This is a genomic window from Caulobacter sp. FG7, from assembly GCF_057808875.1.
Window position 1 is genome coordinate 97,391 of sequence record NZ_JBMDIW010000015.1, and the last position, 26,313, is coordinate 123,703.

27 protein-coding genes are annotated in these 26,313 nt (G+C 67.6%); 14 read left to right on the forward strand and 13 right to left on the reverse strand.

Annotated features, from left to right (window positions below; all coding sequences use genetic code 11):
* Window positions 1-82: 82 nt before the first annotated feature.
* The 4 genes from ACODR1_RS14125 to ACODR1_RS14140 all read right to left on the reverse strand — a co-directional run bounded on the left by ACODR1_RS14125 (window position 83) and on the right by ACODR1_RS14140 (window position 5,665).
* Window positions 83-2,227 carry a prolyl oligopeptidase family serine peptidase gene (locus tag ACODR1_RS14125; protein WP_488881007.1) on the reverse strand — a complete coding sequence of 715 codons (2,145 nt, stop codon included), beginning with the start codon at window positions 2,225-2,227 and terminating at the stop codon, window positions 83-85.
* Window positions 2,228-4,378 carry a prolyl oligopeptidase family serine peptidase gene (locus ACODR1_RS14130; RefSeq protein WP_488881008.1) on the reverse strand — a complete coding sequence of 717 codons (2,151 nt, stop codon included), beginning with the start codon at window positions 4,376-4,378 and terminating at the stop codon, window positions 2,228-2,230. It lies immediately after the preceding gene.
* A 61-nt stretch (window positions 4,379-4,439) separates the two neighbouring features.
* Window positions 4,440-5,216, reverse strand: coding sequence for a potassium channel family protein (locus ACODR1_RS14135; protein ID WP_488881009.1), 777 nt, complete (start codon window positions 5,214-5,216; stop codon window positions 4,440-4,442).
* Window positions 5,213-5,665, reverse strand: a complete 453-nt coding sequence (locus ACODR1_RS14140; RefSeq protein WP_488881010.1) for a hypothetical protein — start codon at window positions 5,663-5,665, stop codon at window positions 5,213-5,215. The genes ACODR1_RS14135 and ACODR1_RS14140 overlap by 4 nt, the downstream gene beginning before the upstream one ends.
* A gap of 67 nt (window positions 5,666-5,732) precedes the next feature.
* Between ACODR1_RS14140 and dapF the strand changes: the two genes are divergently transcribed.
* Genes dapF through ACODR1_RS14160 form a run of 4 tightly spaced genes read left to right on the forward strand, consistent with a single transcriptional unit; the run spans window position 5,733 to window position 9,722 of the window.
* Window positions 5,733-6,587 carry a diaminopimelate epimerase gene (gene dapF / locus ACODR1_RS14145; RefSeq protein WP_488881011.1) on the forward strand — a complete coding sequence of 285 codons (855 nt, stop codon included), beginning with the start codon at window positions 5,733-5,735 and terminating at the stop codon, window positions 6,585-6,587.
* On the forward strand, window positions 6,500-7,411 hold the full coding sequence (locus ACODR1_RS14150) for an SDR family NAD(P)-dependent oxidoreductase (RefSeq protein WP_488881012.1): 912 nt from the start codon (window positions 6,500-6,502) through the stop codon (window positions 7,409-7,411). Before dapF ends, ACODR1_RS14150 begins: the two co-directional genes overlap by 88 nt.
* Window positions 7,408-8,739, forward strand: coding sequence for a tRNA (N(6)-L-threonylcarbamoyladenosine(37)-C(2))-methylthiotransferase MtaB (gene mtaB / locus ACODR1_RS14155; protein ID WP_488881013.1), 1,332 nt, complete (start codon window positions 7,408-7,410; stop codon window positions 8,737-8,739). The genes ACODR1_RS14150 and mtaB overlap by 4 nt, the downstream gene beginning before the upstream one ends.
* Window positions 8,736-9,722, forward strand: a complete 987-nt coding sequence (locus tag ACODR1_RS14160) for an endonuclease/exonuclease/phosphatase family protein (protein ID WP_488881014.1) — start codon at window positions 8,736-8,738, stop codon at window positions 9,720-9,722. Before mtaB ends, ACODR1_RS14160 begins: the two co-directional genes overlap by 4 nt.
* Window positions 9,723-9,725: 3 nt before the next feature.
* Here the strand turns inward: ACODR1_RS14160 and ACODR1_RS14165 are convergent, their stop codons facing one another.
* Window positions 9,726-10,136: a thermonuclease family protein gene (locus ACODR1_RS14165; protein WP_488881015.1), complete on the reverse strand. Its 411-nt coding sequence runs from the start codon at window positions 10,134-10,136 to the stop codon at window positions 9,726-9,728.
* A 167-nt stretch (window positions 10,137-10,303) separates the two neighbouring features.
* On the opposite strand from ACODR1_RS14165, the gene ACODR1_RS14170 reads away from it, so the two are divergent.
* On the forward strand, window positions 10,304-10,738 hold the full coding sequence (locus ACODR1_RS14170) for a GFA family protein (protein WP_488881016.1): 435 nt from the start codon (window positions 10,304-10,306) through the stop codon (window positions 10,736-10,738).
* A 34-nt stretch (window positions 10,739-10,772) separates the two neighbouring features.
* Here the strand turns inward: ACODR1_RS14170 and ACODR1_RS14175 are convergent, their stop codons facing one another.
* A complete protein-coding gene (locus tag ACODR1_RS14175) occupies window positions 10,773-11,402 on the reverse strand; it encodes a trimeric intracellular cation channel family protein (RefSeq protein WP_488881017.1) in 630 nt (209 codons plus the stop codon).
* Window positions 11,403-11,517: 115 nt separating this feature from the next.
* Here ACODR1_RS14175 and ftsY point away from each other — a divergent pair, with 115 nt between their 5' ends.
* The 5 genes from ftsY to ACODR1_RS14200 all read left to right on the forward strand — a co-directional run bounded on the left by ftsY (window position 11,518) and on the right by ACODR1_RS14200 (window position 15,641).
* Window positions 11,518-12,459: a signal recognition particle-docking protein FtsY gene (gene ftsY, locus ACODR1_RS14180; protein ID WP_334348233.1), complete on the forward strand. Its 942-nt coding sequence runs from the start codon at window positions 11,518-11,520 to the stop codon at window positions 12,457-12,459.
* Between the two features lie 4 nt (window positions 12,460-12,463).
* Window positions 12,464-13,072, forward strand: a complete 609-nt coding sequence (locus tag ACODR1_RS14185; protein WP_488881018.1) for an inner membrane-spanning protein YciB — start codon at window positions 12,464-12,466, stop codon at window positions 13,070-13,072.
* A 141-nt stretch (window positions 13,073-13,213) separates the two neighbouring features.
* Complete coding sequence (locus ACODR1_RS14190; RefSeq protein ID WP_488881019.1) at window positions 13,214-13,783, forward strand: MarR family winged helix-turn-helix transcriptional regulator; 570 nt, start codon at window positions 13,214-13,216, stop codon at window positions 13,781-13,783.
* 149 nt (window positions 13,784-13,932) lie between these two features.
* The gene (locus ACODR1_RS14195) at window positions 13,933-14,583 is read left to right on the forward strand and encodes an outer-membrane lipoprotein carrier protein LolA (RefSeq protein WP_488881020.1); all 651 of its coding nucleotides are present in this window, start codon (window positions 13,933-13,935) and stop codon (window positions 14,581-14,583) included.
* Window positions 14,584-14,834: 251 nt separating this feature from the next.
* Window positions 14,835-15,641 (forward strand): exodeoxyribonuclease III, encoded by an 807-nt coding sequence (locus tag ACODR1_RS14200; RefSeq protein WP_488881021.1) that lies wholly within the window; start codon window positions 14,835-14,837, stop codon window positions 15,639-15,641.
* 127 nt (window positions 15,642-15,768) lie between these two features.
* On the opposite strand, the gene dnaQ is transcribed toward ACODR1_RS14200, so the two are convergent.
* Genes dnaQ through ACODR1_RS14225 form a run of 5 tightly spaced genes read right to left on the reverse strand, consistent with a single transcriptional unit; the run spans window position 15,769 to window position 19,483 of the window.
* Window positions 15,769-16,491, reverse strand: coding sequence for a DNA polymerase III subunit epsilon (dnaQ, locus tag ACODR1_RS14205; RefSeq protein ID WP_488881022.1), 723 nt, complete (start codon window positions 16,489-16,491; stop codon window positions 15,769-15,771).
* A gap of 31 nt (window positions 16,492-16,522) precedes the next feature.
* Window positions 16,523-17,122, reverse strand: coding sequence for a dephospho-CoA kinase (gene coaE / locus ACODR1_RS14210; RefSeq protein WP_488881023.1), 600 nt, complete (start codon window positions 17,120-17,122; stop codon window positions 16,523-16,525).
* A complete protein-coding gene (gene aroE / locus ACODR1_RS14215) occupies window positions 17,119-17,982 on the reverse strand; it encodes a shikimate dehydrogenase (protein ID WP_488881024.1) in 864 nt (287 codons plus the stop codon). Before aroE ends, coaE begins: the two co-directional genes overlap by 4 nt.
* Window positions 17,979-18,584 carry a Maf family protein gene (locus ACODR1_RS14220; RefSeq protein WP_488881025.1) on the reverse strand — a complete coding sequence of 202 codons (606 nt, stop codon included), beginning with the start codon at window positions 18,582-18,584 and terminating at the stop codon, window positions 17,979-17,981. Before ACODR1_RS14220 ends, aroE begins: the two co-directional genes overlap by 4 nt.
* Window positions 18,581-19,483 carry a pyruvate, water dikinase regulatory protein gene (locus ACODR1_RS14225; protein WP_488881026.1) on the reverse strand — a complete coding sequence of 301 codons (903 nt, stop codon included), beginning with the start codon at window positions 19,481-19,483 and terminating at the stop codon, window positions 18,581-18,583. The genes ACODR1_RS14220 and ACODR1_RS14225 overlap by 4 nt, the downstream gene beginning before the upstream one ends.
* 445 nt (window positions 19,484-19,928) lie before the next feature.
* Here ACODR1_RS14225 and hemE point away from each other — a divergent pair, with 445 nt between their 5' ends.
* From hemE to rho, 4 genes are all read left to right on the forward strand, one after another.
* A complete protein-coding gene (gene hemE, locus ACODR1_RS14230) occupies window positions 19,929-20,957 on the forward strand; it encodes a uroporphyrinogen decarboxylase (protein WP_488881027.1) in 1,029 nt (342 codons plus the stop codon).
* A gap of 5 nt (window positions 20,958-20,962) precedes the next feature.
* Window positions 20,963-22,018 (forward strand): ferrochelatase, encoded by a 1,056-nt coding sequence (gene hemH / locus ACODR1_RS14235; protein WP_488881045.1) that lies wholly within the window; start codon window positions 20,963-20,965, stop codon window positions 22,016-22,018.
* The gene (locus tag ACODR1_RS14240; RefSeq protein ID WP_488881046.1) at window positions 21,967-22,479 is read left to right on the forward strand and encodes a CopD family protein; all 513 of its coding nucleotides are present in this window, start codon (window positions 21,967-21,969) and stop codon (window positions 22,477-22,479) included. Before hemH ends, ACODR1_RS14240 begins: the two co-directional genes overlap by 52 nt.
* Window positions 22,480-22,849: 370 nt before the next feature.
* The gene (gene rho, locus ACODR1_RS14245; protein WP_116490899.1) at window positions 22,850-24,295 is read left to right on the forward strand and encodes a transcription termination factor Rho; all 1,446 of its coding nucleotides are present in this window, start codon (window positions 22,850-22,852) and stop codon (window positions 24,293-24,295) included.
* Between the two features lie 304 nt (window positions 24,296-24,599).
* Here rho and ACODR1_RS14250 read toward each other — a convergent pair whose 3' ends face one another.
* A complete protein-coding gene (locus ACODR1_RS14250) occupies window positions 24,600-25,565 on the reverse strand; it encodes a quinone oxidoreductase family protein (RefSeq protein ID WP_488881028.1) in 966 nt (321 codons plus the stop codon).
* Entirely contained in the window at window positions 25,565-26,257 is a 693-nt protein-coding gene (locus ACODR1_RS14255; protein WP_488881029.1) for a dienelactone hydrolase family protein, read from the reverse strand. The genes ACODR1_RS14250 and ACODR1_RS14255 overlap by 1 nt, the downstream gene beginning before the upstream one ends.
* Window positions 26,258-26,313 lie beyond the last annotated feature (56 nt).

The following is a 26,313-nucleotide window of genomic DNA, read 5'->3' on the forward strand; positions in this document are numbered from 1 at the left end:
CGAGCGCTGATCCGAGCCTCCAGAAGGCCAGCTCGGATCATGACCCTCAGAGATTGCAGTCCGGTTTACGGACCTTGCGCGATCAATCCATCAGTTTGCGGGTCAGATACGTATATTCGAGCGACACCCGGCGGGCGGTCTCGGCGAGGTTGGCGCTGGCGGCATGACCGCCGTCGACGTTCTCGTAATAGAGCACCGGGTAGCCCAAGGCCTCGAGCCGGGCCGCCGCCTTGCGGGCGTGGGCCGGGTGGACGCGGTCGTCCTTGGTCGAGGTCTCGATGAACACCTCGGGATATTTCTGGCCGGCCTTGAGGTTCTGGTAGGGCGAATACTTCTCGATCACCGCCAGGTCGGACGGGATCTGCGGATCGCCATATTCGCCCATCCACGACGAGCCCGCGCCGATCTGGCTGTAGCGGACCATGTCGAACAGCGGCACCTGGATGACGATGGCGTTGTAGAGCTCCGGACGCTGGGTCAGGGCGACGCCCATCAAGAGGCCGCCGTTCGACCCGCCCATGATCCCCAGCCGGCGCGGCGAGGTGATCTTGCGGGCGATCAGGTCCTCGGACACCGCGAAGAAGTCGTCATAGACCCGCTGGCGGTTGGCCTTCAGGCCCTGCTCGTGCCAGCTGGGGCCGAACTCGCCGCCGCCACGGATGTTGGCCACCACATAGGCGCCGCCCCGCTCCAGCCACAGCTTGCCCATGGTCGGCGAATAGCCCGGCGTCATCGACGCCTGGAAGCCGCCGTAGGCGTAGAGCAGGGTCGGCGTCGAGCCGTCGTACTTGGTGTTCTTCGGGCGGACCAGGAAGTACGGGATCTTGGTCCCGTCCTTCGAGGTGGCCTCGAACTGCTCGACCACGTGGGTCGAGGCGTCGAACTTGGCCGGAGCGGCCTTGACCTGGTCGAGCTTGCCGGTGGCCGCGTCGGCCAGCCAGTAGGTCGTGGGGGTCAGGTAGCCGGTCACGCTGACGAAGATGCGGTCGTCCTTGTCGGACGCCGACCCCAGGCTGACCGTCGAATTGGCCGGCAGGTCGAGCTTGGTGCGGCTCCAGGCGCCGTCCTTGACGTCATAGGCATAGGCCGCGCCCTTGACGTTCTCGAACAGCGCCACGACCAGACGGTCGCGGGTGGCGTTGACGCCCTGGACGGACTCCCGGGCCGTGGGGCGCAGGATCAACTTGGCTTTCGCCTTGGCCGGATCGGCCTTCAGCGCAGCGAGGTCGAAGGCGGCCAGATCGCCGGTCTTCAGGCCCTGCTGCGCCCAGTCCTGCTCGACGCTGAACACCAACTGGCCCTTGACCAGGGCCTGGATCGACGACTTCAGCGGGAAGGGCAGCTTCACCGTCGTCTCGCCGACCACCAGGTGGGTCTCGGCGTTGAAGGTGTCGAGCGGGCGCAGCACGAACACCGCCCGCACCACGCCGTCATGGTCGCGCAGGGCATAGGGGCTGACGCCATAGCCGCCGTCGTCCTTGGCGCCGCGATAGACTTCCTTGGCCGCCGACAGGGGCTGACCGCGTTTGACTAGCTTGACCACGTAGGGATAGCCCGAGGTCGTCACCTCGCCCGGGGTCCAGTCGGTGGCGACGATCAGGGTGTCCTTGTCGATCCAGTCGAAACGGTGCTTGCCCTCGGGCAGCTCGAAGCCGCCGGCGACGAAGGTCTTGGTCTTGGTGTCGTACTCGCGCACGACCACGGCGTCCTTGCCGCCGTTCGACAGCGAGACCAGGCAATACCGGCTTTCCGGGGCCAGGCAGTCGCCGCCCTTCCAGACCCAGTTCTTGCCCTCTGCCTTGGCCAGGGCGTCGAGGTCGAGGATCGTCGACCAGGCCGGTTGGGCCGTGCGGTAGCTCTCAAGGGTCGTGGTGCGCCAGACGCCGCGCACGTGGTCGGCGTCCTGCCAGTAGTTCCTGAGGTCGTCCTCGGCGACGAACGACACACCGGGGATGCGGTCCTTGGCGTTGACGATGGTCAGGGCCGCGTCGTGCAGGCCGGCATAGCGCGCGTCGCCCTGCAGGACCGGCAGGGTGCGGTCGTTCTGGGCCTTGGCCCAGTCGAGCGCGCGCTGGCCCTCGATCTCCTCCATCCAGATGTAGGGATCGTCCTTGCCCAGCTCGGCCAGCGGGGTGCGGGCGGCGGCGGGCGCGGTGTCGGGAGCGGCGTGGGCGGAAACTGTCATGAGGCTCGTGGCGGCGAGTAGGGCCAGGGTCAGGTTACGCATCTAGTGATCCATCAGCTGGCGCGACAGGTAGGTGTAGTGCAGAGCCCAGCGCTTGGCGTTGGCCGCCGGGTCCGCCCCGTTGGCGTGACCGCCGTCGGTGTTCTCGTAATACATGTAGGGCTGCCCCAGGTCGGCCAGGCGGGCCGAGAACTTGCGGGCGTGACCGGGGTGGACCCGGTCGTCCTTGGTCGAGGTGGTGATGTAGGCCAGCGGGTATTTCACCCCGGCCTTCAGGTTCTGGTACGGGCTGTACGTCGAAATCCAGGCCCGCTCTTCCGGCTTGTCCGGGTCGCCATACTCGCCGATCCACGAGGCGCCGGCCGGCAGCTTGGTGTAGCGGATCATGTCCAGCAGCGGGCTTTCCACCACCACGGCGTTCCACAGGTCGGGCCGCTGGGTCAAAGCAACGCCCATCAGCAGGCCGCCGTTCGACCGGCCATACGCGCCCAGGTGACGCGGGCTGGTGACCTTGGTCGAGATCAGGTTCTCGGCGACGGCGAAGTAGTCGTCATAGGCCCGCTGGCGGTTGGCCTTCAGCGCCGCCTCGTGCCAGGCCGGACCGAACTCGCCGCCACCCCGGATGTTGGCCACGGCGTAGGAACCGCCGCGCTCGAGCCACAGCTTGCCGATCAGCGGGTCGTAGACCGGCAGCTTCGACAGCTGGAAGCCGCCGTAGGCGTGCAGCAAGGTCGGGGCCGAGCCGTCGAGCTTGGCGCCCTTCTGGCTGACCAGGAAATAGGGGACCTTGGTCCCGTCCTTGGAGGTCGCTTCCTTCTGCTTGACCTGCAGCCTGGAGGCGTCGAAGCGGGCCGGCAGGGTCTTGACCGTCACCGCACCGGGCTTGGTGGCGTCGGCCAGCTTCAGCTGGGTCGGGGTGACGAAACCCTCGACCGTGTAGAACACCTGGTCGCCGCTGTCGGCCGTGGCGACGATCGAGACGGCGGCGTTGTCCAGGCCCGGCAGGCCCTGGCTGCGCCAGCCGAACTCGCCGTGGTCGCTGAAGCTGCGGATACCGCCTTTGACGTTGTCGTAAATCACCGCGACCACGCGGTTGTCGGTCACCGCCACATGGTCGATCGACTGGCGCGCGCCGGGCGCGAAGATCGTGCAGGGGTCGCAGTCGTTGCTGATGACGATGTCGCCGGTCGGGCTCGGCGGCTTGGGCAGCAGGGCCTTGGGACTGACCGAGACCAGCGAGCCGGCCGGGAAGTTGCGGCCCAGCGACGGCATCGGCTCATAGTTCCAGGGCTCCTCGACCGTCAGGATCAGATCGCCGCCGACCATGCCGCGGATCGACGAGCGCTCGGGGATCGGCAGCAGCGTCGCCTTGCCGGCGTCGTCGAGCAGGAAGGTCTTGGTGTGGAAGAAGTCGGTGGCGCGCTCGATCAGCACCACCCGATTGCCCTTGGCGTCGCGCAGCACGTGCGGACGGGCGCTGACGTCGGCCTTCTCGCCGCGGAACACCTCGACGGCCTGGTCCAGCGACTGGCCGCGCTTGAGGGTCTTGACCACCATGCCGTAGCCGCTGTCGGTGGTGGTGCCCGCGCCCCAGTCGCGGGTCAGGATCAGGGTGTCGGCGTCCAGCCAGTCGATGGTCTGCTTGCTCTCGGGCAGGAAGAAGCCGCCCTTCACGAAGCTCTTGGTCGCAAGATCGAACTCGCGCACCTCGACGGCGTCCTTGCCGCCGTTCGACAGGCTCACCAGGCACCGGTCGTGGGTCTTGGGACGGCAGTCGGCGCCCTTCCAGATCCAGTTCTTGCCCTCCGCCTTGGCCAGGGCGTCCAGGTCGATCACCGTCTCCCACTTGGGATCGGCCGAGCGGTAGCTCTCCAGGCTGGTGCGCCGCCAGACGCCGCGCACGTGGTCGGCGTCCTGCCAGAAGTTGAACACGCTGGCGCCGACGAAGGTCGGGGCGGCGATGCGGTCCTTGGCGGCCAGCACCTTCAGGGCCGCGTCGTGCAGGCCCTGGTAGCGCTTGTCGCCCGTCAGGACGGGCAGGGTCTTGGCGTTCTCGGCCTTGACCCAGTCCAGCGACGACGGCGTCTCGACGCCTTCCAGCGCCAGGTGGGGATCCTCCTGGGCGCGGGCGGGGCCTGCGGCGAGGAGGGCGAGGGCCAGGGCGGCGGGCGAAACGGAGCGGAGCGTCAGCATGGCGGGGGACGTTAATGCCATTCCCGTCGCTGGCTAGGCCATTTTTGACCTCGGCCGCGCGTTAGGCCCCGTCGTCCGGAATGCACAGCATCTTGCCGCAGGCCTTGCAGTGCACGGCGTCGGGATCGTGCTTGCGCAAGCCGCAGTCGGGGCAGGGGAAGGTCACCTTGTGCGGTCGCAGGATCGACTGGATCAGGCCGATGAACAGCGACACCCCGCCGATCATCACCGCCATCGACAGCAGCTTGCCCCACACGCCCGGCAGGGTGACGTCGCCATAGCCCGTGGTCGTCAGGCTGGTGACGGTGAAATAGAGGGCGTCCACATAGCCGGCGATGCCGTCGTGCCGGCCGGCGAAGGTCGAATAGACGAAGCCCGTCACCACGAAGACGAAGGTCAGCAGCGACGAGGCGGCCTTGGTGATGTCCTCGATGCGGGTGTCGTCGTAGCGCCGCGCCACGGTGCGCCAGAAGAACTCGCTGCGCACCAGGGTCCACAGCCGCAGCACCCGCAGGAAGCCGAAGTTGTAGAGCCAGGCCGGGAACAGCATGGTGGCCAGCACGAAGAGGTCGATCCAGGTGATCGGCTTCTTCAGCCAGCTCTTCATGTCGCCATGGGCGATGGCCCGGGCCACGAGGTCGACGGCCAGGAACGTCGCGACCCCATAGTCGAGCAGGTAGAAGGTCACCCCGTGGTGCTGCATCAGCGGCGCGGCGACGAAGAAGCCGATGATCAACAGGTCGATCAGGATCACGGCATAGCGGAACCGCACCGCCGTCGGCGAGGCGCCGTGATAGAGCGCTCGCAGCCGGGCCCGCAGGCGAAGGTCTTCGGTCAAGCAAACCACCTCTTGGGATGGACGGGGCGAACGTCTTCCGCCGGAGGACCGATCGTCACGCGAACTTCGGCCGCTTCCGCCGCGATCCGCACCACGCCTTCCAGCGCCTCGATCTGCCACTTGAAAGCCAGGTGATCGCCGTCACTCGCCCGGCCGCGATCCAGGATCGGGCCGTAATCCCGATCATCCGGGGCCAGAAAACCGACCTCCTCGATGCAGAGGTTCGAAAGGTCGGCCGGCAGGTCGGTCTCGAACAGGCTTGCTTCCTCGAAGACGACCTCGAAGGCCATCGGCCGGCCGGCGGGACGATAGGGGTTGGCCGCGAACCGCAGGATCACCTGTCCGGCCATCGCCTCGGCCGCCGCCAGGGCATAGTTGTTGTGGACGTCCAGCCAGCCGAACGCGCCGCTGAACTCCACCCCTTGCGTGATCTCGAAATTACACCTCAAGCCCGTCCCTCCGGCCGATCGCCGCATCCCCTGCCGCTGGACGGAGTTTTCGACTATATAGCCGCCCATGAGCCGCACCTTCCTGAAGATGAACGGGCTCGGCAACGACTTCGTCGTCATCGAGACCCTCACCCAGCCGTTCGAACCCTCCTCCGAGGAGATCCGCGCGATCGCCAAACGCGGCCAGGGCGGGATCGGCTGCGACCAGGTGGTGGCCATCGATCCGCCCAAGGCCGAGGGCGCCTCGGCCTATGTGCGCTTCTGGAACGCCGACGGCGAGCCGGCCGGCGCCTGCGGCAACGCCACCCGTTGCGTGGCCTGGCTGCTGATGCAGTCGGGCGGCAAGGACGCCGTGGCCTTCGACACCAGCGCCGGGCGCCTGTCGGGCGTGATGGCCGGCGACAAGCGCGTCACCGTCGACATGGGCGAGCCGCGCCTGTCGTGGGAGCAGATCCCGCTGGCCGAGGAAATGGACACCGCCCGGGTCGAGCTGCAGGTCGGCCCGATCGACGCCCCGTGGGTGCACACCCCGGTCTGCGTCTCGATGGGCAATCCGCATGTGGTGTTCTTCGTCGACGCCCCGGTCAGCGACGAGTTCGCCGAAAAGACCGGCAGCCTGGTCGAGCACCATCCGTTGTTCCCCGAAGGCGTCAATGTCGGCTTCGCCCACGTCGTCTCGCGCGACCACATCAAGCTGAAGGTCTGGGAACGCGGCGCGGGCCTGACCGCCGCCTGCGGCACCGGCGCCTGCGCCGCCCAGGTCGCCGCCGTGCGTCGCGGCCTGACCGATCGGGTCGCCACCGTCGAGTTCGAGAGCGGCCCGCTGGTCATCGAATGGCGCGAAGCCGACGGCCACGTGATCATGACCGGCCCGGTGGCCCTGGAGTTCACCGGCAAGCTGCCCGAGACCGTCAGCGCATGAGCGAGTTGCACCCCGCCCTCGTGCCCGGCAGGACCGCCGTCGTCACCGGCGCGGCCGACGGCATCGGCCTGGCCGCCGCCAAGGCCTTCGTCGAACTGGGCCTCAACGTCGTCATGGCCGACGTCACCGGCCGCAAGCTCAAGGCAGAAGCCGAAGCCATCGGCGCCCTGGCCGTGCCGACCGACGTGGCCGACCGCGCCGCCGTCGAGGCCCTGCGCAATGTCGCCGTCGAACGCTTCGGCGCCGTCGATGTGCTGATGAACAACGCCGGCGTGGGCGGGGGCGGCGACGCCTTCTCGGGCGACGACGCCTGGAAGCGCATCCTCGACGTCAACCTGTGGGGCGTGATCAACGGCGTCCAGGTGTTCGGCGAGGAGATGGCCGAGAGCGGCCGTCCGGGCCTGATCATCAACACCGGCTCCAAGCAGGGCATCACCCAGCCGCCGGGCGACACGGCCTATAACGTCTCCAAGTCGGCGGTGAAGGCGCTCACCGAGGGCCTCGCCCACACCCTGCGCGAGATCGTCGACTGCCAGGTCAGCGCCCACCTGCTGATCCCCGGCTATACCTTCACCGGCATGACCAAGCGCGGCCCGGGCGGCAAGCCCGACGCGGCCTGGACGAGCGAGCAGGTCGTCCACTTCATGCTGGCCCGCATCGCCGCCGGCGACTTCTACATCCTGTGCCCGGACAACGACGTGCCGCGCGCGCTGGACGAAAAGCGCATGGCCTGGGCGATGGGCGACGTCATCGAGAACCGCCCGGCTCTGTCGCGCTGGCACGACGACTGGAAGGACGCCTTCGCGGCGTTCGTCGGGTCATGACCGTCTATACCGTCATCAAGGCGACCCCGACGCCCAAGCCGGAAGTCGGCGAGGAGGGCGGTCCGGCCGTGACCATGCCCGGCGCCAACGGCGTCGACGTCGTCACCTTCGGCTGCCGCCTGAACGCCTACGAGAGCGAGGCCATGCGCGCCCGCGCCGCCGCCGACGGCCTTTCGGACGCCGTGGTGTTCAACACCTGCGCGGTGACCAACGAGGCCGTGCGTCAGGCGCGCCAGGCGATCCGCAAGGCCCGCCGCGAGCGTCCGGACGCGCGGATCATCGTCACCGGCTGCGCCGCCCAGATCGACCCGGCGGCCTTCGCCGCCATGCCGGAAGTCGACCTGGTGCTCGGCAACGCCGAGAAGGCCGCCCCCGGGGCCCTGGTCGAGACCACGACCCGCGTCCGGGTCAACGACATCATGTCGGTCAAGGAGACCGCCGGTCACCTGATCGACGGCCTGAAGGACCGCGCCCGCGCCTATGTCGAGGTGCAGAACGGCTGCGATCACCGCTGCACCTTCTGCATCATCCCCTATGGCCGCGGAAACTCGCGCTCGGCCCCGGCCGGCGAGGTCGTGGAGCAGGTGCGCAAGCTGGCCGCCGAGGGCTATCGCGAGGTCGTGCTGACCGGCGTCGACGTCACCTCCTGGGGCGCCGACCTGCCGGGCGAGCCGACCCTGGGGCAGCTGGTGGGCCGCATCCTGCGCATGGTCCCCGACCTGCCGCGCCTGCGGCTGTCGTCCATCGACGCGGCCGAGATCGATCCGGACCTCCTGAAGCTGTTCGCCGAAGAGCCCCGGCTGATGCCGTACCTGCACCTGTCCCTGCAGGCCGGCGACGACCTGATCCTCAAGCGCATGAAGCGCCGGCACAATCGCACCGACGCCCTGAACCTGGTGGCCAGCGTGCGCGCCGTGCGGCCGGATGTGGCCTTCGGCGCCGACCTGATCGCCGGCTTCCCGACCGAGAGTGAGGAGGCGTTCGAAAACACCGTCCGCCTCGTCGAGGAGGCGGGCCTGGCCTTCCTGCACGTCTTCCCCTACAGCGCCCGCCCCGGCACGCCGGCCGCGCGAATGCCGCCGGTGAAGGGCCCTGTCATCAAGGACCGCGCCCGGCGCCTGCGCGAAGCCGGCCAGCGTGGCCTTGAACGCCACCTACAATCGCAGATCGGCCGCGTGCTGCCGGGCCTGGTCGAGCGCGACGGCCTGGCCCGGGCCGAGGATTTCACCGAGATTGCCTTCACCGGCGAGGCGCCGGCCGGCGAGATCGTGGCTTTCCGCGTCACCGGCCATGACGGAACGCGCGTGATCGCCGAGCGAGCCGCTTGAGGCGCCTGCTCGCAGCCGCCATCGCTTGCCTGCTCGCCGCCCCCGTGGCGGCGTGGGCCGACGAGACGCAGGCGGATGGGGCTTCGGTCAGCTTCAGCGTCATGACCTACAACGTCGCCGGCCTGCCCTGGCCGGTGAAGAAGGGTCGCGGCGAGGCGCTGAAGAAGATCGGCGACGAACTGGCCAAGATGCGCGCCGCCGGGACCGAGCCCGACGTGGTCCTGATCCAGGAGGGGTTCCGCAAGGAGATCGGCGAGCTGATCGACCGCTCCGGCTATCCCTACGTGGCGCGCGGCCCCAAGCGGAAGCAGCGCGACACAAGCCTGTGGGCCAAGGGCGAGAAGCCGGATTATCGTCGCGTGGCCTATCGCTGGCGGGGCGAGGGCCTGGGCAAGTGGGGTTCCAGCGGCCTGTGGGTGCTGAGCAACCATCCGATCGAGGACGTGAAGTCCCACGCCTATCACTACTGCGCTGGCCTGGACTGCCTGGCCAACAAGGGCGTGATGCTGGTCAGCCTGAACGTGCCGGGCCTGCCGACACCGGTCGAGGTGGCCGACACCCACCTCAATTCCAAGGGCGCCTCGCGGGTGCCCCGTTCACGCAACCGGATGGCCCACCACCTGCAGGCCGACGAGTTCAAGCGCTTCATGGCCGCCGACCGCACGCCCGGCGCGCCGCTGATCGTCGGCGGCGACTTCAACGTCATGCATGCGCCCGACCGTTTCGACTACGTGATGGCCGACTATCCGTTCGAGGTGGTCAGCCGCTGGTGCCACAACCTGCCCGGCGCTTGCGACACCCAGATCTCCTACGACGGCGACGCGCCCTGGCTCGACACCCAGGACCTGATCGGCTTCCTCGACGGCGAGAAGGTCGACGTCACGCCCACCCGCGTCGAGGCCACCTTCGATGGCGCCAATGAGCCGGTGCTGTCGGACCACGACGGCTATCGCGTGACCTTCCAGCTGACGCCGAAGACGTAGCGGCTAGCGACGGCCGCCCCGGCCGTTGCCGCCCTCGACCCCGCCGCGCGCCCTCAGCAGGTCGCCCACCGAAGCCCCGTCGATGGTGCAGCGGGCCACCACCCGGTCGTAGGAATGCTTGATCGCCCGGCATTGCAGGTACTGCCGCCAGACCACGTCCTCGAGCATGGTCTTGGCCGCCCGGCCGCCGGCCGAATGCAGTTCGGGCGCATAGAAGTCGGAGATCCGCACCTCGATCCAGGTCGACGGATCGCTGCTCCTGCCGACGCACAGGCTGTCGCCGTCACCGACGTAGCGGACCGGGCCGTCGAAGCGCGCGCCGGGCGCGGGCAGGGCGCCTTCGCACGGATCGGCCGACGCCACGGCCGGCGCCGCCAGGAGCGCCGCCGCCAGAACCAGTCCCCAGCCCTTCATCGATCCCTCCGCCTTGCGCGAGAGGAATCGGTACGCCCTATCGAAGCAGTTGTATTTTCTCACGATTTACTAACTCGAACGCATTACCGCGTCTGTTCAACACCGCGTCGTGGCTTGCTGTCACGCAGGATCTGACCTCAGTTGCCGCCTTGGCTGTGGAGGGGATCATGGGCTTGAGCGGCGGCTGCCAATGCGGCGCGGTACGGTTCCGGGTGGAGGGCGAGCCCGGCCGCGCCTCGATCTGCCATTGCCGCATGTGCCAGAAGGCGTTCGGCGGTCCGTTCGGGGCCCTGGTGACCGTGAACCAGGCCGACCTGGCCTGGACCCGGGGCGAACGCGCGACCTTCCAGAGCTCGGACGCGATCCGCCGCGGCTTCTGCGCCGCCTGCGGCACGCCGCTGACCTTCGAATGGAGCGCCGACAAGATAGACTTGGCCTTCTTCGCCTTCGACGATCCGTCGGCCGTGGAGCCCGTCGTGCAGCTGGCGATCGACAGCCGACCGGTATGGATGGAACACCTGGCCGACATGCCGGTACGGCCGCCGATGGGCGGATCGGTGAGCCCGGTCGTCAGCCGGCAGCATCCAGACTTCGATACGTGATTTCCTTCTCCTCCCCCGCTTCGCGAGGGAGGAGCTACTGGCTCTTCTCTTCCCCGCCCATGAACCCTGGCAGGCTCCAGCCGAACTTGATGGCCCCCGCCCGCAGGCAGAAGGCCGCCGTGAAGCCCGCGATCCCGGCCGGCCAGAACGGCACGCGCCACCATTGCAGGATCGCGAACACGGCCGCGCCCAGCAAGGCGGCGGTGATGTAGATCTCGCGGCGCAGCAGGAGGTTCGGCTCCTCGGCCAGCACGTCGCGCACCACCCCGCCGAAGGCCGTCGTCAACACCCCCATGATGACCGAGGTGAAGGGATGCACGCCCAGGCTCAGGGCCTTGGCCGTGCCGACCACGGCGTAGGCCGCCATGCCCAGGGCGTCGAGCCACAGCAGGGCCCGGAACCGCCAGCCGCGCTGGCCCAGCAGCCAGATCACCAGGGCGGCGGCCAGGCAGGCCAGGATGTAGCCCGGCCGCTGGATCCAGAACACCGGCGCGCCGATCAGGAGGTCGCGCAGCGTGCCGCCGCCCACACCGGTGATCGCCGCGAAGAAGCCGAAGGTGATGATGTCGTGCTTGCGCCGCGCGGCCGCCAGCGCGCCGGTCGCGCCGAACACGGCGGCGGCGGCGTAGTCGAGCCAGAACAGGGCGGCGGCCAAGGGTTCCATCGTCTCTAGACGCCATGCTCCGGGGCCAAGCGCAACCGTTCACGCTTCCGTGGCGCTAACCCTGAATCGTGAATCTCTTCTTCACTTTTCTCACCACCTCGCTACAGGAGCGCGGATGAGCGAAAAGCCCTCGCAGAAACAAGGCTGGTTCCAGCGTCTCACGGCCGGCCTCACCCGGTCGTCCCAGGCGATGACCGAGCAGGTGACCGGCGCCTTCACCAAGAAGCCGCTGGACCAGGAACAGCTGGACGCGCTGGAGGAGATGCTGATCGAGGCGGACCTTGGTCCGCAGATCGCCGCCCGCATCACCGACGCCTTCGGCAAGGCCCGCTTCGGCAAGGCCTCGAGCGACCGCGAGGTCAAGGAAGCCCTGGCCGAACTGATTACCGCCGAGCTGGCCGACCGCGAAGGCCGCTTCGACCCGCTGGATGGTCCGCGCCCCTATGTCGTGCTGTTCATCGGCGTCAACGGCTCGGGCAAGACCACGACGCTGGGCAAGATCGCCGCCGACCTGACCGAAAAGGGCGCCCGCGTCCTGATCGCCGCCGGCGACACCTTCCGCGCCGCCGCCGTCGAGCAGCTGAAGGTGTGGGCCGACCGGGCCGGCGCCGACTTCATGTCCAAGCCCACAGGCAGCGACGCCGCCGCCCTGGCCTTCGAGGCCGTCGAACGCGCCAAGGCCGAGGCCTATGACGTGGTGCTGATCGACACCGCCGGCCGCCTGCAGAACAAGCAGGGCCTGATGGACGAGCTCCTGAAGGTCATCCGCGTGGTCAAGAAGGTCGATCCCGACTACCCGCACGAGACCCTGCTGGTGCTCGACGCCACCGTCGGCCGCAACGCCCTGGCCCAGGAAAAGGTGTTCGGCAACAGCGTCGGCGTTTCCGGCATCGTCATGACCAAGCTGGACGGCACCGCCCGCGGCGGCGTGCTGATCCCCGTGGCCCGCGCCTCGGACAGCCCGATCAAGCTGATCGGCGTCGGCGAGGGGATCGACGACCTGCAGCCGTTCGACGCGCGCGCCTTCTCGCGCTCGCTGGTCGGGCTGGAGGACTAGGCGCGTGACCGACCCCAAGTCCGAAGCCAAGAAGAAGAGCGCCTGGGTTCGCACCGCCGTCGACTACGGCGCGCCGATCGCCTTCGCCGTCACCTATTTCGTCACCAAGAATTTCCAGACCGCCACCTGGGTGCTGGTGGCCGCCTCGGCCCTGGCCCTGGTCGTCGGCTACGCCGTGGAACGGCGCGTGGCGCTGCTGCCGCTGTTCTCGGGGATGATGGCCCTGGTGTTCGGGGTGCTGGGTCTGGTTTTCCACAGCGACGTGTTCGTCAAGATCAAGGTCACGGTCGTCAACGGCGCCCTGGCGGCCTTCATGATCGGCGGCGTTTTCCTGGGCCGTGCGCCGCTGAAGGCGCTGATGGGCGAGGCGCTGCACATGTCCGACGCCGCCTGGCGGACCCTGACCCTGCGCTACGGCGGCTATTTCGCGCTGGCGGCCATCGCCAACGAAGTGGTTCGCCTCACCCAGGACACGCCCACCTGGGTGAAATTCCGCATCGCCCTGCTGCCGCTGGCCATCGTCTTCTCGCTGACCCAGACGCCCTTCATCATGAAGCACATGGCCAAGCCGGACGACCAGAAGACCCCCGAGCCGCCGGACGCGGGCTTCTGATCCGCCTTCGGCGGCCCCCTCAGTCGCTTGGCGACAGCTCCCCCAAAAGGGGAGCATCTACCGACCACGGACCATCTGTCGTCAAACCGACGCGTTAGCGTGCTAGCTGGACGTCCGTCAGCGGAAACGGGGGCGGACGACATGGCCAAGCACAAGAGCGACAAGACCGCGGCGCGCGAGGTCGGGGTGCTGGACCGCTCGCCCAGCCACCTGTTGCACCGGGTGCTGCAGACCGCTCTCGACATCTATGTGGAAGAAACCGGCGCCGGCGGGATCACCCAACGCCAGTTCGCCGTTCTGGCCGCCGTGGCCCAGCACGAGGGCGTCACCCAGACGGGCCTGGTGAAGGCCACGGGCATCGACCGCTCGACCCTGGCCGACATGGTCGCCCGGATGATCGCCAAGGGCCACCTGGAACGTCAGCGTTCGGAACAGGACGCCCGCGCCAACTCCGTGCGCCTCACGGAGGCCGGCCGGCTGATCCTGGAAGAGAGCCTGCCACGCGTGGCCGCCGCCGACGCCCGCATCCTGTCGCTGCTGAAGGCCGGCAAGCGCGACGGCTTCCTCGACCTCTTGGCCGAGATGGCCGCGGTCGACCTGACCGCGCCGCGTCCCGAGCCGAAGGCCAAGAAGCCCAAGGCGGAAAAGGCCGACAAGCCGAAGAAGGAAAAGAAAGCCAAGAAGGACAAGGACGCCAAGAAGGCGGCCTGACCCGACTTCGCCGCGAAACCTCAGCCGTTCGGCGGCGTTCCCTTCGGCCCCAACCTGAACGGCCCTTCATCGCAGCGCCGGAAAACGGCCCTTCCATGGCCTTTCCCGCGACGCGCGCACAGGGCAAAGGTGGAGGTGAAGGAGTTCGCATGACGCAGACCACCATGAACCGTCGCACCCTGATCGCCGCCGGCGGCGCGGGCCTGATGGCCGCCGCCTTCGGCGCGCCGGCCCTGGCCCAGGAGTTGTCGGACGAGGACAAGGCGCTGATCGCCAAGGCCACGGCCTATATCCAGGGCCTGTCCAACGCCAAGGGCCGCTTTGTCCAGACCGACCCGCGCGGCGTGACCACCCAGGGCACCCTGTGGCTGCAGCGTCCGGGCAAGGCGCGTTTCGAATATGACGGCCCGGGCGGCCTGCTGGTCGTCAGCAACGGCAATAACGTCAACATCTTCGACAGCCGCCTGAAGACCTTCGAGAGCTATCCGCTGAGCCGCACCCCGCTGGCCCTGCTACTGGCGCGCGAGGTGCGCCTGGACCGCGGCGTGAAGATCACCAGCGTGCGCAAGTTGGCCGACGGCTTCACGATCGTGGCCCAGGACGCCAAGCGCCAAACCCTGGGGCGGCTGGAGATGAACTTCAGCAGCGCGCCCGAGCTGATCGGCTGGACCATCAGCGACGTGAAGGGCGGCCAGACCCGCGTGCGCCTGTCGGGCCTCGACAAGGTCGGCGCCATCGATCCGAAGCTGTTCGTGCTGACCGATCCGCGCCGCCGCACGGGCAAGCCGGCCACCGGCTGACATCCGTGCAAGCAAGCCGGTTTGTGACATTCTCACAACATGCAATAGATAAGCGGTTTTTCGCTTGACTAAAAGTTTCGGCGTGGCACTTTTATCACGCATGGCGATGAGCGCCCGACCCGCTCTTCGCAAACCGTGCCGGATCTATCCCCTCCCGGCGGCGGCATGAGAGACCTGACTTTCGCCCGGACGCCTCGTGTGTCCGGGCGTTTTTCTTTGTGGTCCGCGAGCTGTGCAGGTAGGGGAGCGGCATGCGCCTCCGTATCGCCACCTGGAACGTCAATTCCGTCCGCCTGCGCGCCGAACAGGCCGCCCGCTTCGTCGACGAAACCGCGCCCGATGTCCTGTGCATGCAGGAGATCAAGTGCCAGGACGGCGAGTTCCCGCGCGAGGCCTTCGAGGCCATGGGCCTGCCGCACATCAAGATCGCCGGCCAGAAGGGCTGGCACGGCGTGGCCATCGCCTCGCGCCTGCCGATCGAGGACGTCCCCACGCTGATGAACTGCCGCGAGGGCCATGCCCGCTGCGTGGCGGTGAAGGTGGCCGGCGTCGAGATCCAGAACTTCTACATCCCGGCCGGCGGTGATCTGCCCGACCGCGTCGCCAACCCGAAGTTCGACCACAAGCTCGACTTCTACGAGACCCTGACGGCCGCCCTGAAGACGCGTGACCCCAAGGCGCCCTTGATCGTCACCGGCGATCTGAACATCGCGCCCGGCGAGAACGACGTCTGGAGCCACCGCCAGATGCTGAAGGTGGTCAGCCACACCCCGGCTGAGCTCGAGGCCTTCGACGCGATGATCAAGTCCATGGATCTGCTGGACCTGCCGCGCCTGGCCACGCCGGAGCCGGAAAAGCTGTTCTCGTGGTGGAGCTATCGCGCCGCCGACTTCCGCAAGTCCAACCGCGGCCTGCGCCTGGACCATATTCTCGCCAGCCCAGGCCTGCGCGACGCGGCCATCGTCGACGGCAAGGTCTCGGCGCAGGTGCACGACACGGTGCGCGAATGGGAACGCCCCAGCGACCACGCGCCGGTGACGGCGGATCTGAAGATCTAACCCTGTCCCGGAAAGAGAGGGAGGGTGAGGGGTTACGCCGTCAATCGGCGTACCGACACGCCGTCTTCAGTTCCTAACCCCTCATCCGACCTGCTCCGCAGGCTATCTTCTCCCTATGGGAGAAGGATCATTCGGAAGCCGGCGCCAGTTCCGGCAGGTCGAACTTCAGCCAGACGGCCTTGTCCTTGAGGGTCGACTTCACCCAGTCGGCGTGCACCGCGCGTTCGGCGTCGGTCGAACGGAAGGGCAGGGGGCGCGGGCGGGCGCCGTAGCCGCCGGCGCGGGCGGCGCTGACGGCGGTGGCCGCAACGGCGTGGGTCAGTTCGAGCGCGCGTTCCTTGCCGCCCTGCAGTTCGAGATAGACCTCGGCCAGCAGGTGGGAGTCGATCAGCGCCCCGTGCTTGTCACGGCTGTCGAGGCTGATCTTGAAACGCTTACAGAGCGCGTCGAGCGAATTATACATGCCCGGAAAGCGCTTCTTGGCCATGGCCAGGGTGTCGACCCAGCGCTCTTCCGGCAGCGGCGGACGGCCGCACTTCTCCAGCTCGAAATTGACGAAGCTGCGGTCGAACGAGGCGTTGTGGGCGACGACGACGCTGTCGCCGACGAATTCCAGGAACTTGTCAGCAATCTCGTGGAACTTCGGCTTTCCGGTCAGGAAGGCGGCCGACAGGCCGTGCACCTTCTCGGCCTCGGCCGGCATGTCGCGCAGCGGATCGCAATACTCGTGGAACGACCGGCCGGTGGGCATGTAGTCCACCACCTCGATGCAGCCGATTTCGACCAGGCGATCGCCCGTCTTCGGATCGAAGCCGGTGGTTTCGGTGTCGAGGATGATTTCCCGGGCCATGGCCTTTCAATGGGCCGGTTCGAGTCCGGCATCAAGCTTGGGGCGCGGTTCTCAACAGGGTCAGGATGTCGCGCACCTGGTCGCGGGCGACTTCCAGGCCCTTGCCGGTATCGACCACGAAATCGGCGCGGGCGCGCTTTTCGGCGTCGGGCAGCTGGCGCGCCAGGATCGCCTCGAACTTCTCGGCCGTCATGCCGGGGCGCGCCAGGACCCGCTCGCGTTGGACGTCGGCCGGCGCGCTGACCACCACCACCTTGTGGACGTTCTTCTGGCCCCCGGTCTCGTAAAGGAGCGGCACGTCGAGCACGACGATGTCATGGCCGTCCCTTTCGGCCTTCTCGAAGAAGCCGATGCGATGGGCGCCGACCAGGGGGTGGACGATGGCCTCCAGCTTTTCCAGCGCCTCGGGATCGCCGACCACCTGGGCGCTGAGCTTGGCGCGGTCGATCGCGCCATCGACCACGACGCCTGGAAACGCCGCCTCGACCGGCGCCACGGCCGCTCCACCTGCCGAATAGAGCGCATGCACGGCGGCGTCGGAATCGTACACAGGCGCGCCTTCGGCCTCGAACATCTTGGCCGTGGTCGATTTGCCCATGCCGATGGAGCCGGTGAGGCCGAGGATCATCATTTCGCGCCTTGCCCCAGATGCGCCAGGGCGACGGCCCGGACGTCGACATCGGCCGGGGGCGCCTGGCCGAAGAAGGCCTCGAATGAGGGCACGGCCTGCAGCAGCAGCATTTCCAGACCATCCACAGTGGGTCGGCCGGCGGCTTCGGCTCGTTGCAGAAACTCGGTGCGCAGCGGCTTGTAGACCATGTCCATCACCACGCAGCCTTCCGGCGTCAGCGTCAGGTCGGCAGGCGGACCATCGCCGCCGCCAAGGCCCAGCGAGGTGGCGTTGATGACGAGGCCCGCGTCGGCCAGAAGCGTGGGCAGGGCCTCTTCGCCGGCCGCCGACACCTTGTCGCCAAGGGCGTCGGCGATGGCCTGGGCCTTGGAAACCGTACGATTGACGATCCCCACCTTGGGCGCGCCGGCCAGCAACAGGGCCGCCGCCGCGCCACGCGACGCACCGCCGGCGCCCAGGATCACCACGGGCGCAGCGGTGACGTCAAAGTCCGGCGCCTGGGCGGCGATCGCGCCCAGCAGGCCCGGGCCGTCGGTGTTGTCGGCGAAGATCGTGCCGTCCTCGCGGAAACGCAGCAGGTTGGCGGCCCCGGCCAGACGCGCCAGGTCACTGGCCTCGTCGGCGCAGGCCAGCGCTCTCTCTTTAAAGGGGATGGTCACGTTGAGGCCGCGAATGACCCCGCCCCGGAAGCCGTTCACGAAAGCCTCGAACCGGTCTTCCGGCGGGCCCATCGGCACATAGGCGCCGTCGATCCCTGCCTCCGCCAGCCAGGCGTTATGCAGCAGCGGGCTCATCGAATGAACGATCGGCTGGCCGCAGACGCCGGCCACCAGGGCCTGGCCGGTAATCTTGGAACTCATGCCTGAAGGGCTCCGTGCAGGCGCAGGAAATCGAGCAGGCCGGTCATCGGCAGCCCGAGGATGGTGAAGTAGTCGCCGTCTATACGGTCGAACATCTGCAGGCCTTCGCCCTCGAGCATGTAGCAGCCGACAGACGACAGGATCTGCTCGCCGTTTCGCTCCAGATAGCCGTCGAGCCAGGCCTCGCTGAACGGACGGACCGACAGCTTGGCGGTCTCGACGATCCGCCAGATCGGCTGGCCGTCGCGGGCCACGACGACGCCGGAATGCAGCTTGTGGATTTCGCCGCGCAGTTCCAGCAACCGGGCGCGGGCGGCCTCCAGGGTGTCGACCTTGTCGAACAGGCGACCTTTCAGCTCCAGCGTCTGGTCCGAGCCGATGACGAGGCCCGCCCGCCTGTGGGAAACCTTGACCGCCTTCATTTCGGCGAGGGCGTCGGCGACATCGCGCGGCGTGACCTCTTCGGCAAGCAGCCCGGCCTTGGCCGCCTCTTCATCCACACCCGAGGCCACGGCCTCGAACGGCACGCTGGCGTTCTTGAGGATCGTCTGGCGCGTCCAGCTGGTCGAAGCCAGTACGATGGGAGGAGGGGAGGCGCTCATCCCAGCACCTCGACCTGGCCGCGGCCGCCCGACAGCAGGTTGATGATCGCCGCGGCGGTTTCCTCCACGGAGCGTCGCGTGACGTCGATGATCGGCCAGCCGTTCTTCTCGAACAGGCGGCGGGCGGCGATGATCTCGGCCCGCACGCTGTCGGTGTCGATGTAGTCGCTCTCTCTATTCTCCTTGAGCGACAGGAGGCGGTTGCGACGGATCTGGATCAGCCGCTCCGGCGTGGTCATCAGGCCCACGATCAGGGTGTTCTTCAGCTCGAACAGCTGCTCGGGCGGCGGACGGCCCGGCACCAGCGGCACGTTGGCGGCGCGCACGCCGCGATGGGCCAGATAGATGCAGGTCGGCGTCTTGGAGGTGCGCGAGACGCCCACCAGGATCACGTCGGCCTGGGTCAGATCCTGGCCGCCCTGGCCGTCGTCATGGGCGATGGCGTAGTCCAGGGCCTCGATGCGGTCGAAATAGTCGTTGTTCAGCGCGTGCTGCGCACCCACGCGCGTGGATATCTTGGCCCCCAGGTAGCGCGACATGGCGCTGACCACCGGATCGAGGGCCGCGATGCACGGCATGTCGAGCTTGCGGCAGCCTTCTTCCAACGCCGCGCGCAGGTTGGGGTCGATGATGGTGTGCATGACCACCCCCGGCGCGCCTGCGATCTCCTCCAGGGCCCGGTCCAGCTGCCGGATGGAACGCACCAGCGCGTAGATGTGTTCGATAGGCAGGATATCGGTGAACCGTGCACAGACCGCGCGCGCCATGGCGTTCAGGGTCTCGCCCGTGGAGTCCGAAACCAGGTGAATATGGAAGTAGGTCGCGAACCGCGCGGTGTGGCGATCGGCCTCAGGCGACGCACTGTCCTGTGGATCATCCGTTAAGGGTTGCTTTACCACTCTGGGAGCCTTCTGGGGACAAGCGGGCGCCAAATGCGCCCCAGCGCGACGCTCCGCCGCGCCCCTGTGATAAACGGCCTCATTGACGCCGGACAATCCCCAGCTTGAACCTGCCCACCAGGACCTGTGCCTGCACGTTCTCCCGTGCTTGTGGAAAGTCCTAACGGATGGTTAATTTCCCGTTCACCATCGTCTGGGTTTCGTAAGGAATCCGGCAGGTTGGAAGCTTGTCCACGAAGTTCACAAGGTATGACTCCCATGTGTACCAAGCTGGGGCATACCGAGTAGGGCCTGTTTGAGTTGTCCACCGGGGCGGACTTATCCCCGTGTTGCACTTGCCCTCCCCCTTCTTCCTCTCTCTCTAAGATTCTTATTTTTAAGAAGAATAAGGGTACGGGATCGCACGGACTTGAGTGGAACGGCTTGCCGGGATTTAACCGCCGGTATGACGAGCTCTCCGATCCCGAAGTTTCTCTCCGTGCTGGCCGGTGAAACCGCCGAGCGTCCTCCGGTCTGGTTCATGCGCCAGGCGGGACGCTATCTGCCCGAGTATCGCGCCGTGCGGGCGACGGCCCCCGACTTCATCAGCTTCTGCCTGAACCCGGAGAAAGCCGCCGAGGTCACCCTGCAGCCGCTGCGCCGCTTTCCGTATGACGCGGCCATCGTCTTCGCCGACATCCTGCTGATCCCCGGCGCACTGGGCCAGAAGGTCTGGTTCGAGGCCGGCGAAGGTCCCAAGCTCGGCGAGCTGCCCGATCTCGACGCCATGGCCGACAAGACCCAGCAGGCCGGCGAGGCCCTGAAGGCGGTCGGCGAGACGCTCTCGCGCGTTCGCGCAGACATCGATCCTTCGAAGGCCCTGATCGGTTTCGCCGGCGCGCCGTGGACGGTCGCGACATACATGATCGAGGGCGGATCCAGCGATCGCTCGGGCGCGCGCACCTTCGCCTACCAGAACGCCGACAAGCTGGACCGACTGATCCAGATCCTGGTCGACGCCACGGTCGATTATCTGGCCATGCAGGCCGCTTCCGGCGCCCAGGCGCTGAAGCTGTTCGAGAGCTGGGCCGAAGGCCTCTCCGAGCCGCTTTTCGACCGCCTGGTGACCAAGCCCCACATCGCCATCGTCGAGGGCCTGCGCGCCCGCGGCGTGACCGTGCCTCTCATCGGCTTCCCACGCGGGGCCGGAACGCTGGTCGAGGCCTACGCGCAGGCCGTGCCGGTGGACGGCGTGGCGCTCGACACCTCGGCCTCGGCGAAGCTGGGTCAGGCCATCCAGAAGACCAGGACCATCCAGGGCGCGCTGGATCCTCTGCTGCTGCGCGCCGGCGGCGCGGCGCTGGACGAACGGGTCGAGCAGATGCTCGAGCAATGGGGGCAGGGCCCCTATATCTTCAACCTGGGTCACGGCATTCTGCCCGACACGCCGATCGCTCATGTCGAGCAGGTGCTGAAGCGGGTGACCGGCCTGTGAACCAATTGAAGAGCGGCCCGGGGGGCGGACGACGGATCGCCGTCGTCCTGTTCAATCTAGGCGGGCCCGACGGCCAGGCGGCCGTGCGGCCGTTCCTGTTCAACCTGTTCCGCGATCCGGCGATCATCCAGGCGCCGTTCTTCGTTCGCTATCCGGTGGCGGCGCTGATCTCGACCACCCGGGCCAAGTCGGCGCGCGCGAACTACGCCCTGATGGGCGGCGGCTCGCCGCTGCTGCCGGAAACCGACAAGCAGGCGCGGGCCCTGGAAGCGGAGCTCGCCGAGCGCCTGCCGGGCGACACGGTCAAGGCCTTCGTGGCCATGCGCTACTGGGACCCGCTGACCGGCGAGACGGCCAAGGCGGTGAAGGCCTGGAAGCCTGACGAGGTGGTGCTGCTGCCGCTCTATCCGCAGTATTCGACAACCACGACGGCGTCGTCGCTGAAGGCGTGGAACAAGGCCTACCGAAAGGGTCCGGGCCGGACGACGACGCTGTGCTGCTATCCTACGGCCGAGGGTTTCGTGCAGGCGCACGCGGACCTGATCCGGGCCGAGTACGTCAAGGCCGGTTCGCCCAGGCCGGCGCGGATCCTGTTTTCGGCTCACGGCCTGCCGGAAAAGGTGATTACCGCCGGCGACCCTTACCAGCGCCAGGTCGAGGCGACCCCGGCCGCGGTCGCCGCCAAGCTCGGCGACATCCTGGGCGAGGGCGTCGACTGGAAGATCAGCTACCAGAGCCGCGTAGGCCCGCTGAAGTGGATCGGCCCGTCCACCGACGACGAGGTCAAGGCGGCCGCCGAGGCGGGTCTCGCCCTGGTGGTCACGCCGATCGCCTTCGTTTCCGAGCACATCGAGACCCTGGTCGAGCTGGACGTCGAGTACCGCGAACTGGCCTACGAGCACGGCGGCTCGATCTATGCCCGTGTGCCGGCGCTTGGCGTATCGCCCGCGTTCATCGATTGTTTGGGGACTCTGGTGAGTGAGGCCCTTTCGTCGGATTCGCCGCAAATCTGCGGTGGCGACCAACCTTGCCCCCAAACCCGTCCGGGAGCCCGCGCGTGACCGACTTCCTGGTCGAGCATTTCAACCTGATCCGCGGCCTGCACATCCTGGCCGTGATCGCCTGGATGGCGGGGATGCTCTACCTGCCGCGCCTCTACGTCTATCACACGGGCGCCACGCTCGGCTCGGAGATGGACGCGACCTTCAAGGTCATGGAGCGGCGGCTGCTGCGTGGGATCATCAATCCGGCGATGATCGCCGCCCTGGTCTTCGGCCTGGGCCTGATCATGGCCGACGGCGCGATCCGCGGCTGGGATTTCCTGCTGAAGCCCTGGATGCTGGCCAAGCTGGCCGGGGTGTTTTTCCTGTTCGGTTGGCACGGCTTCCTGTCGAAGGCCCGCAAGGCCTTCGAGGCCGGCCAGAACACCCGCTCGGAAAAGTTCTGGCGCGCCACGAACGAGCTGCCCTTCGTGGCGGCGATCGTCATCGTGCTGTCGGTGACGACCAAGTACCTGAACTGACCGACGCCAAACCCTCGTCCTTCGACAGGCTCGGGAAGAGGGTTTGGACTGCCGGCGTCGTCCTCGGCGCTGCTGAGCCGACCCTGGTCCTCGTCCTGAGCTTGTCGAAGGATGAGGGCCATGCACAGCGTCTCCATCGGTAGCGCTTGACCGCGAACCCGCCTTGTGGTTCCCGTCTTGGTCAGACGTTGCGGTCATACCGCAGCGTTCCCGCCTTTCACGGATCGCGCCCGTCCTGGTGCGCCACATGATCCGTTCCCCTGATCGATCCGCGCCGTCGTCATGGCGCGACCCCATCGCCGCCTTCGCCTGAAGCCGGCTGAATTTCTATCCAAGCCCGGATCGTATCCGGGCGACCGCGAGTCTATGCATGACTGAAGAAACTGATCCGCAAGCCCCGCTCGAGCTGGACGCGCCCGTGGACGCCCTTGGGGAAGCCACGGAAGAGGCCGCCGTCGAGATCGTGGCCGAGACCGACGCCGCCATCGAGGCCGGCGCCGACGACGAAGACGACAACGCCGAGATCACGGCGGCCATCGCCGCCATGGGCCTGACGCGCATGTCGCTTCAGGAACTGAAGGAAAAGTCCCCGGCCGACCTGCTGGCGTTCGCCGAGACCTTCGAGGTCGAGAACGCCAACTCCATGCGCAAGCAGGACATGATGTTCGCCATCCTGAAGACCCTCGCCGAGGAAGGCGTGGAGATCTTCGGTTCGGGCACCATGGAAGTGCTGCAGGACGGCTTCGGCTTCCTGCGCTCGCCGGAAGCCAACTACCTGCCGGGTCCGGACGACATCTACGTTTCGCCCTCGCAGATCCGCAAGTTCGGCCTGCGCACCGGCGACAGCGTGGAGGGCGCGATCCGTTCGCCGCGCGAAGGCGAGCGTTACTTCGCCCTGACCAGCGTCTCGAAGATCAACTTCGAAAGCCCGGAAAACGTGCGCCACAAGGTGCACTTCGACAACCTGACGCCGCTCTATCCCGAAGAGCGCCTGAACATGGAACTGCCCGATCCGACCATCAAGGATCGCTCGGGCCGCGTCATCGACATCGTCGCCCCGCTCGGCAAGGGCCAGCGCTGCCTGATCGTCGCCCCGCCGCGCGTGGGTAAGACGGTGATGCTGCAGAACATCGCCAAGTCGATCGAGACCAACCATCCCGAGTGCTATCTCATCGTCCTGCTGATCGACGAGCGCCCGGAAGAAGTCACCGACATGCAGCGCACGGTGAAGGGCGAGGTCATCGCCTCGACCTTCGACGAGCCGGCCACGCGCCACGTGCAAGTCGCCGAGATGGTCATCGAGAAGGCCAAGCGCCTGGTCGAGCACAAGCGCGACGTCGTCATCCTGCTGGACTCGGTCACGCGCCTGGGCCGAGCCTACAACACCACCGTCCCGTCGTCGGGCAAGGTGCTGACCGGCGGCGTCGACGCCAACGCCCTGCAGCGCCCCAAGCGCTTCTTCGGCGCCGCGCGTAACGTGGAAGAGGGCGGTTCGCTGTCGATCATCGCCACGGCCCTGATCGACACCGGCAGCCGCATGGACGAAGTGATCTTCGAAGAGTTCAAGGGCACCGGTAACTCGGAAATCGTCCTGGACCGCAAGGTCGCTGACAAGCGCATCTTCCCGGCCATCGACGTGCTCAAGTCGGGCACCCGCAAGGAAGAGCTCATCACCCCGCGCGACCAGCTGCAGAAGACCTACGTGCTGCGCCGGATCCTCAACCCGATGGGCGCTTCGGACGCCATCGAGTTCCTGCTCGACAAGCTGCGCCAGTCGAAGACGAACGGCGATTTCTTCCAAAGCATGAATACTTAAGCTTGGTGTTTCACGTGAAACACGAGAAAGGCCCCGGAGCGATCCGGGGCCTTTTTGTTGGTCGCCACGTCCAAATCCTCCCCTTGGGGGGAGGTGGCCCGAAGGGCCGGAGGGGGACTTCCACGGCCGGCGCCGCCCCTCAGTCGCTCCGCGACAGCTCCCCCAAAGGGGGAGCATCTGGTCCTCGTCCTTCGACGAGCTCAGGATGAGGACCAAGGCCGGCACGGTAGAAGCTTGGCTCCATCGCCTAAGTCGAAAGCCTCATCCTGAGCTTGTCGAAGGACGAGGCTTTCGCTCCACCGCCTCAGGGAACTAGCACCGTCGCCCCGGTCGTCTTCCGCCCTTCCAGCGCCTCATGCGCCGCACGCGCCTCCGCGAGGGGGAACCTCTGCCCGATCTCGATCTTCACCGCGCCCGAGGCCAGGACCTCGAACAGGGCCGCGGCGCTCTCGTCGAGCTCCTGCGTGGTGACGATGTAGTCGAACAGGCGAGGGCGGGTGATGAAGGCCGACTTGGCGCCCAGCTCCAGCGGTGCGAACGGCGGCACGGGGCCCGAGGCGTTGCCATAGGTCACCAGCACGCCGCGGCGGCCCAGGCTCTTCAGGCTGCCCTGGAAGGTGTCCTTGCCGACGCCGTCATAGACGACCGGCACGCCGGCTCCGCCGGTGATCTCGGCCACTCTCGCTGCGACGTCCTCGTGATCGTAGAGGATCACGTGGTCGGCGCCGAGGTCGCGGACGATCTGGGCCTTGGCTTCCGAGCCGACCGTGGCGATGACGCTGGCGCCCAGGGCCTTGGCCCATTGCGCCAGGATCTGGCCGACCCCGCCGGCGGCCGCGTGGACCAGCACGGTCTGGCCGGCCGTCACGGGGAAGCAGCGGCGGACCAGGAACTCTGCCGTCATGCCCTTGAGCAGGACGGCGGCGGCGACCTCCAGATCGACCCCCTCCGGAACCTTCACCGCGCGATCAGCCGGAACGACGGAAGCCTCGGCGTAGGCGCCCATCGTGCCGTTGTAGGCGACGCGGTCGCCGACGGCGAAGCGAGTGACGCCTTCACCTATCGCTTCCACGTGGCCCGCGGCCTCCAGGCCCAGCACCTGCGGGTACTTCACCGGATAGAGGCCCGAGCGGTGATAGGTGTCGATGAAGTTCAGACCGACGGCCGCGTGGCGGACGAGGATCTGGCCGGGGCCGGGCGAGGGGAGGTCGCGTTCGACGACCTCCAGCACTTCGGGCCCGCCGGCGGCCCTGGCTTCGACGGCCAGCATCAGGCGAGGGTCTTCTTGAAGAAGGCCAGGCTGCGGCCGTTGGCGAGGGCGGCGTCGGCGGCGTCGTAGTGCTCGCCACCCTCGCGGGCGAAAGCGTGGTCACGGCCGGCATAGGTATGAAGCGTGATCTGCGGGTGATCCTTCAGCGCGGCGAAGATCACCTGCTGGGCTTCCTTGGGTACGAACTTGTCTTCCTCGGCCACGTGCAGCAGCAGCGGCTTCTCCAGCTTCTCGGCCTCGCCGACGTGCTTCTCCAGGCCGACGCCGTAGTAGGAGACCGAGGCGTCCGCGTCGGTGCGGGTCGCCGTGAGGAAGGCCAGCAGGCCGCCCAGGCAGTAGCCGACGGCGCCGACCTTGCCCGACGACTGCGGGCGGATGGCGTCGATGGTCGCGTCGATATCGGCGACGCCAGCGTCCACGTCGAACGCGTTGAACAGTTCGAAGGCCTTCTTCCACTCGGCTTCCGACTTGTCGGTGATGTCGATGCCCGGCTCGATCCGCCAGAAGAGGTCGGGGCACACGGCCAGGAAGCCTTCACCGGCCAGCTTGTCGCAGATGTCGCGCATCACCTTGTTGACGCCGAAGATCTCCTGGATGACGACGATGGCCGGCGGCTTGTCTCCCGTGGTCGGGCGCGCCACATAGGCCGAGAAGTCGCCATCGGGCGTGTTGATCGTGAGGGTCTCGCTCATGGGGCTCTCCACATACAATAAGCCGTCGATGGGACTTTCGACCGAAGCGCTCTAAC

Excerpts from the sequence above, each read along its gene's own strand:
- ACODR1_RS14195 (WP_488881020.1), top strand. The coding sequence starts at position 13,933 with ATGACGCAGACCACCATGAACCGTCGCACCCTGATCGCCGCCGGCGGC.
- ACODR1_RS14220 (WP_488881025.1), bottom strand. The coding sequence starts at position 18,584 with ATGAGCGCCTCCCCTCCTCCCATCGTACTGGCTTCGACCAGCTGGACG.
- ACODR1_RS14175 (WP_488881017.1), bottom strand. The coding sequence starts at position 11,402 with ATGGAACCCTTGGCCGCCGCCCTGTTCTGGCTCGACTACGCCGCCGCC.
- ACODR1_RS14130 (WP_488881008.1), bottom strand. The coding sequence starts at position 4,378 with ATGCTGACGCTCCGCTCCGTTTCGCCCGCCGCCCTGGCCCTCGCCCTC.
- ftsY (WP_334348233.1), top strand. The coding sequence starts at position 11,518 with ATGAGCGAAAAGCCCTCGCAGAAACAAGGCTGGTTCCAGCGTCTCACG.
- dapF (WP_488881011.1), top strand. The coding sequence starts at position 5,733 with ATGAGCCGCACCTTCCTGAAGATGAACGGGCTCGGCAACGACTTCGTC.
- ACODR1_RS14150 (WP_488881012.1), top strand. The coding sequence starts at position 6,500 with ATGGCGCGAAGCCGACGGCCACGTGATCATGACCGGCCCGGTGGCCCT.
- ACODR1_RS14200 (WP_488881021.1), top strand. The coding sequence starts at position 14,835 with ATGCGCCTCCGTATCGCCACCTGGAACGTCAATTCCGTCCGCCTGCGC.
- ACODR1_RS14165 (WP_488881015.1), bottom strand. The coding sequence starts at position 10,136 with ATGAAGGGCTGGGGACTGGTTCTGGCGGCGGCGCTCCTGGCGGCGCCG.
- rho (WP_116490899.1), top strand. The coding sequence starts at position 22,850 with ATGACTGAAGAAACTGATCCGCAAGCCCCGCTCGAGCTGGACGCGCCC.
- ACODR1_RS14190 (WP_488881019.1), top strand. The coding sequence starts at position 13,214 with ATGGCCAAGCACAAGAGCGACAAGACCGCGGCGCGCGAGGTCGGGGTG.
- ACODR1_RS14170 (WP_488881016.1), top strand. The coding sequence starts at position 10,304 with ATGGGCTTGAGCGGCGGCTGCCAATGCGGCGCGGTACGGTTCCGGGTG.
- aroE (WP_488881024.1), bottom strand. The coding sequence starts at position 17,982 with ATGAGTTCCAAGATTACCGGCCAGGCCCTGGTGGCCGGCGTCTGCGGC.
- ACODR1_RS14255 (WP_488881029.1), bottom strand. The coding sequence starts at position 26,257 with ATGAGCGAGACCCTCACGATCAACACGCCCGATGGCGACTTCTCGGCC.
- hemE (WP_488881027.1), top strand. The coding sequence starts at position 19,929 with ATGACGAGCTCTCCGATCCCGAAGTTTCTCTCCGTGCTGGCCGGTGAA.
- mtaB (WP_488881013.1), top strand. The coding sequence starts at position 7,408 with ATGACCGTCTATACCGTCATCAAGGCGACCCCGACGCCCAAGCCGGAA.
- coaE (WP_488881023.1), bottom strand. The coding sequence starts at position 17,122 with ATGATGATCCTCGGCCTCACCGGCTCCATCGGCATGGGCAAATCGACC.
- ACODR1_RS14125 (WP_488881007.1), bottom strand. The coding sequence starts at position 2,227 with ATGCGTAACCTGACCCTGGCCCTACTCGCCGCCACGAGCCTCATGACA.
- ACODR1_RS14250 (WP_488881028.1), bottom strand. The coding sequence starts at position 25,565 with ATGCTGGCCGTCGAAGCCAGGGCCGCCGGCGGGCCCGAAGTGCTGGAG.
- dnaQ (WP_488881022.1), bottom strand. The coding sequence starts at position 16,491 with ATGGCCCGGGAAATCATCCTCGACACCGAAACCACCGGCTTCGATCCG.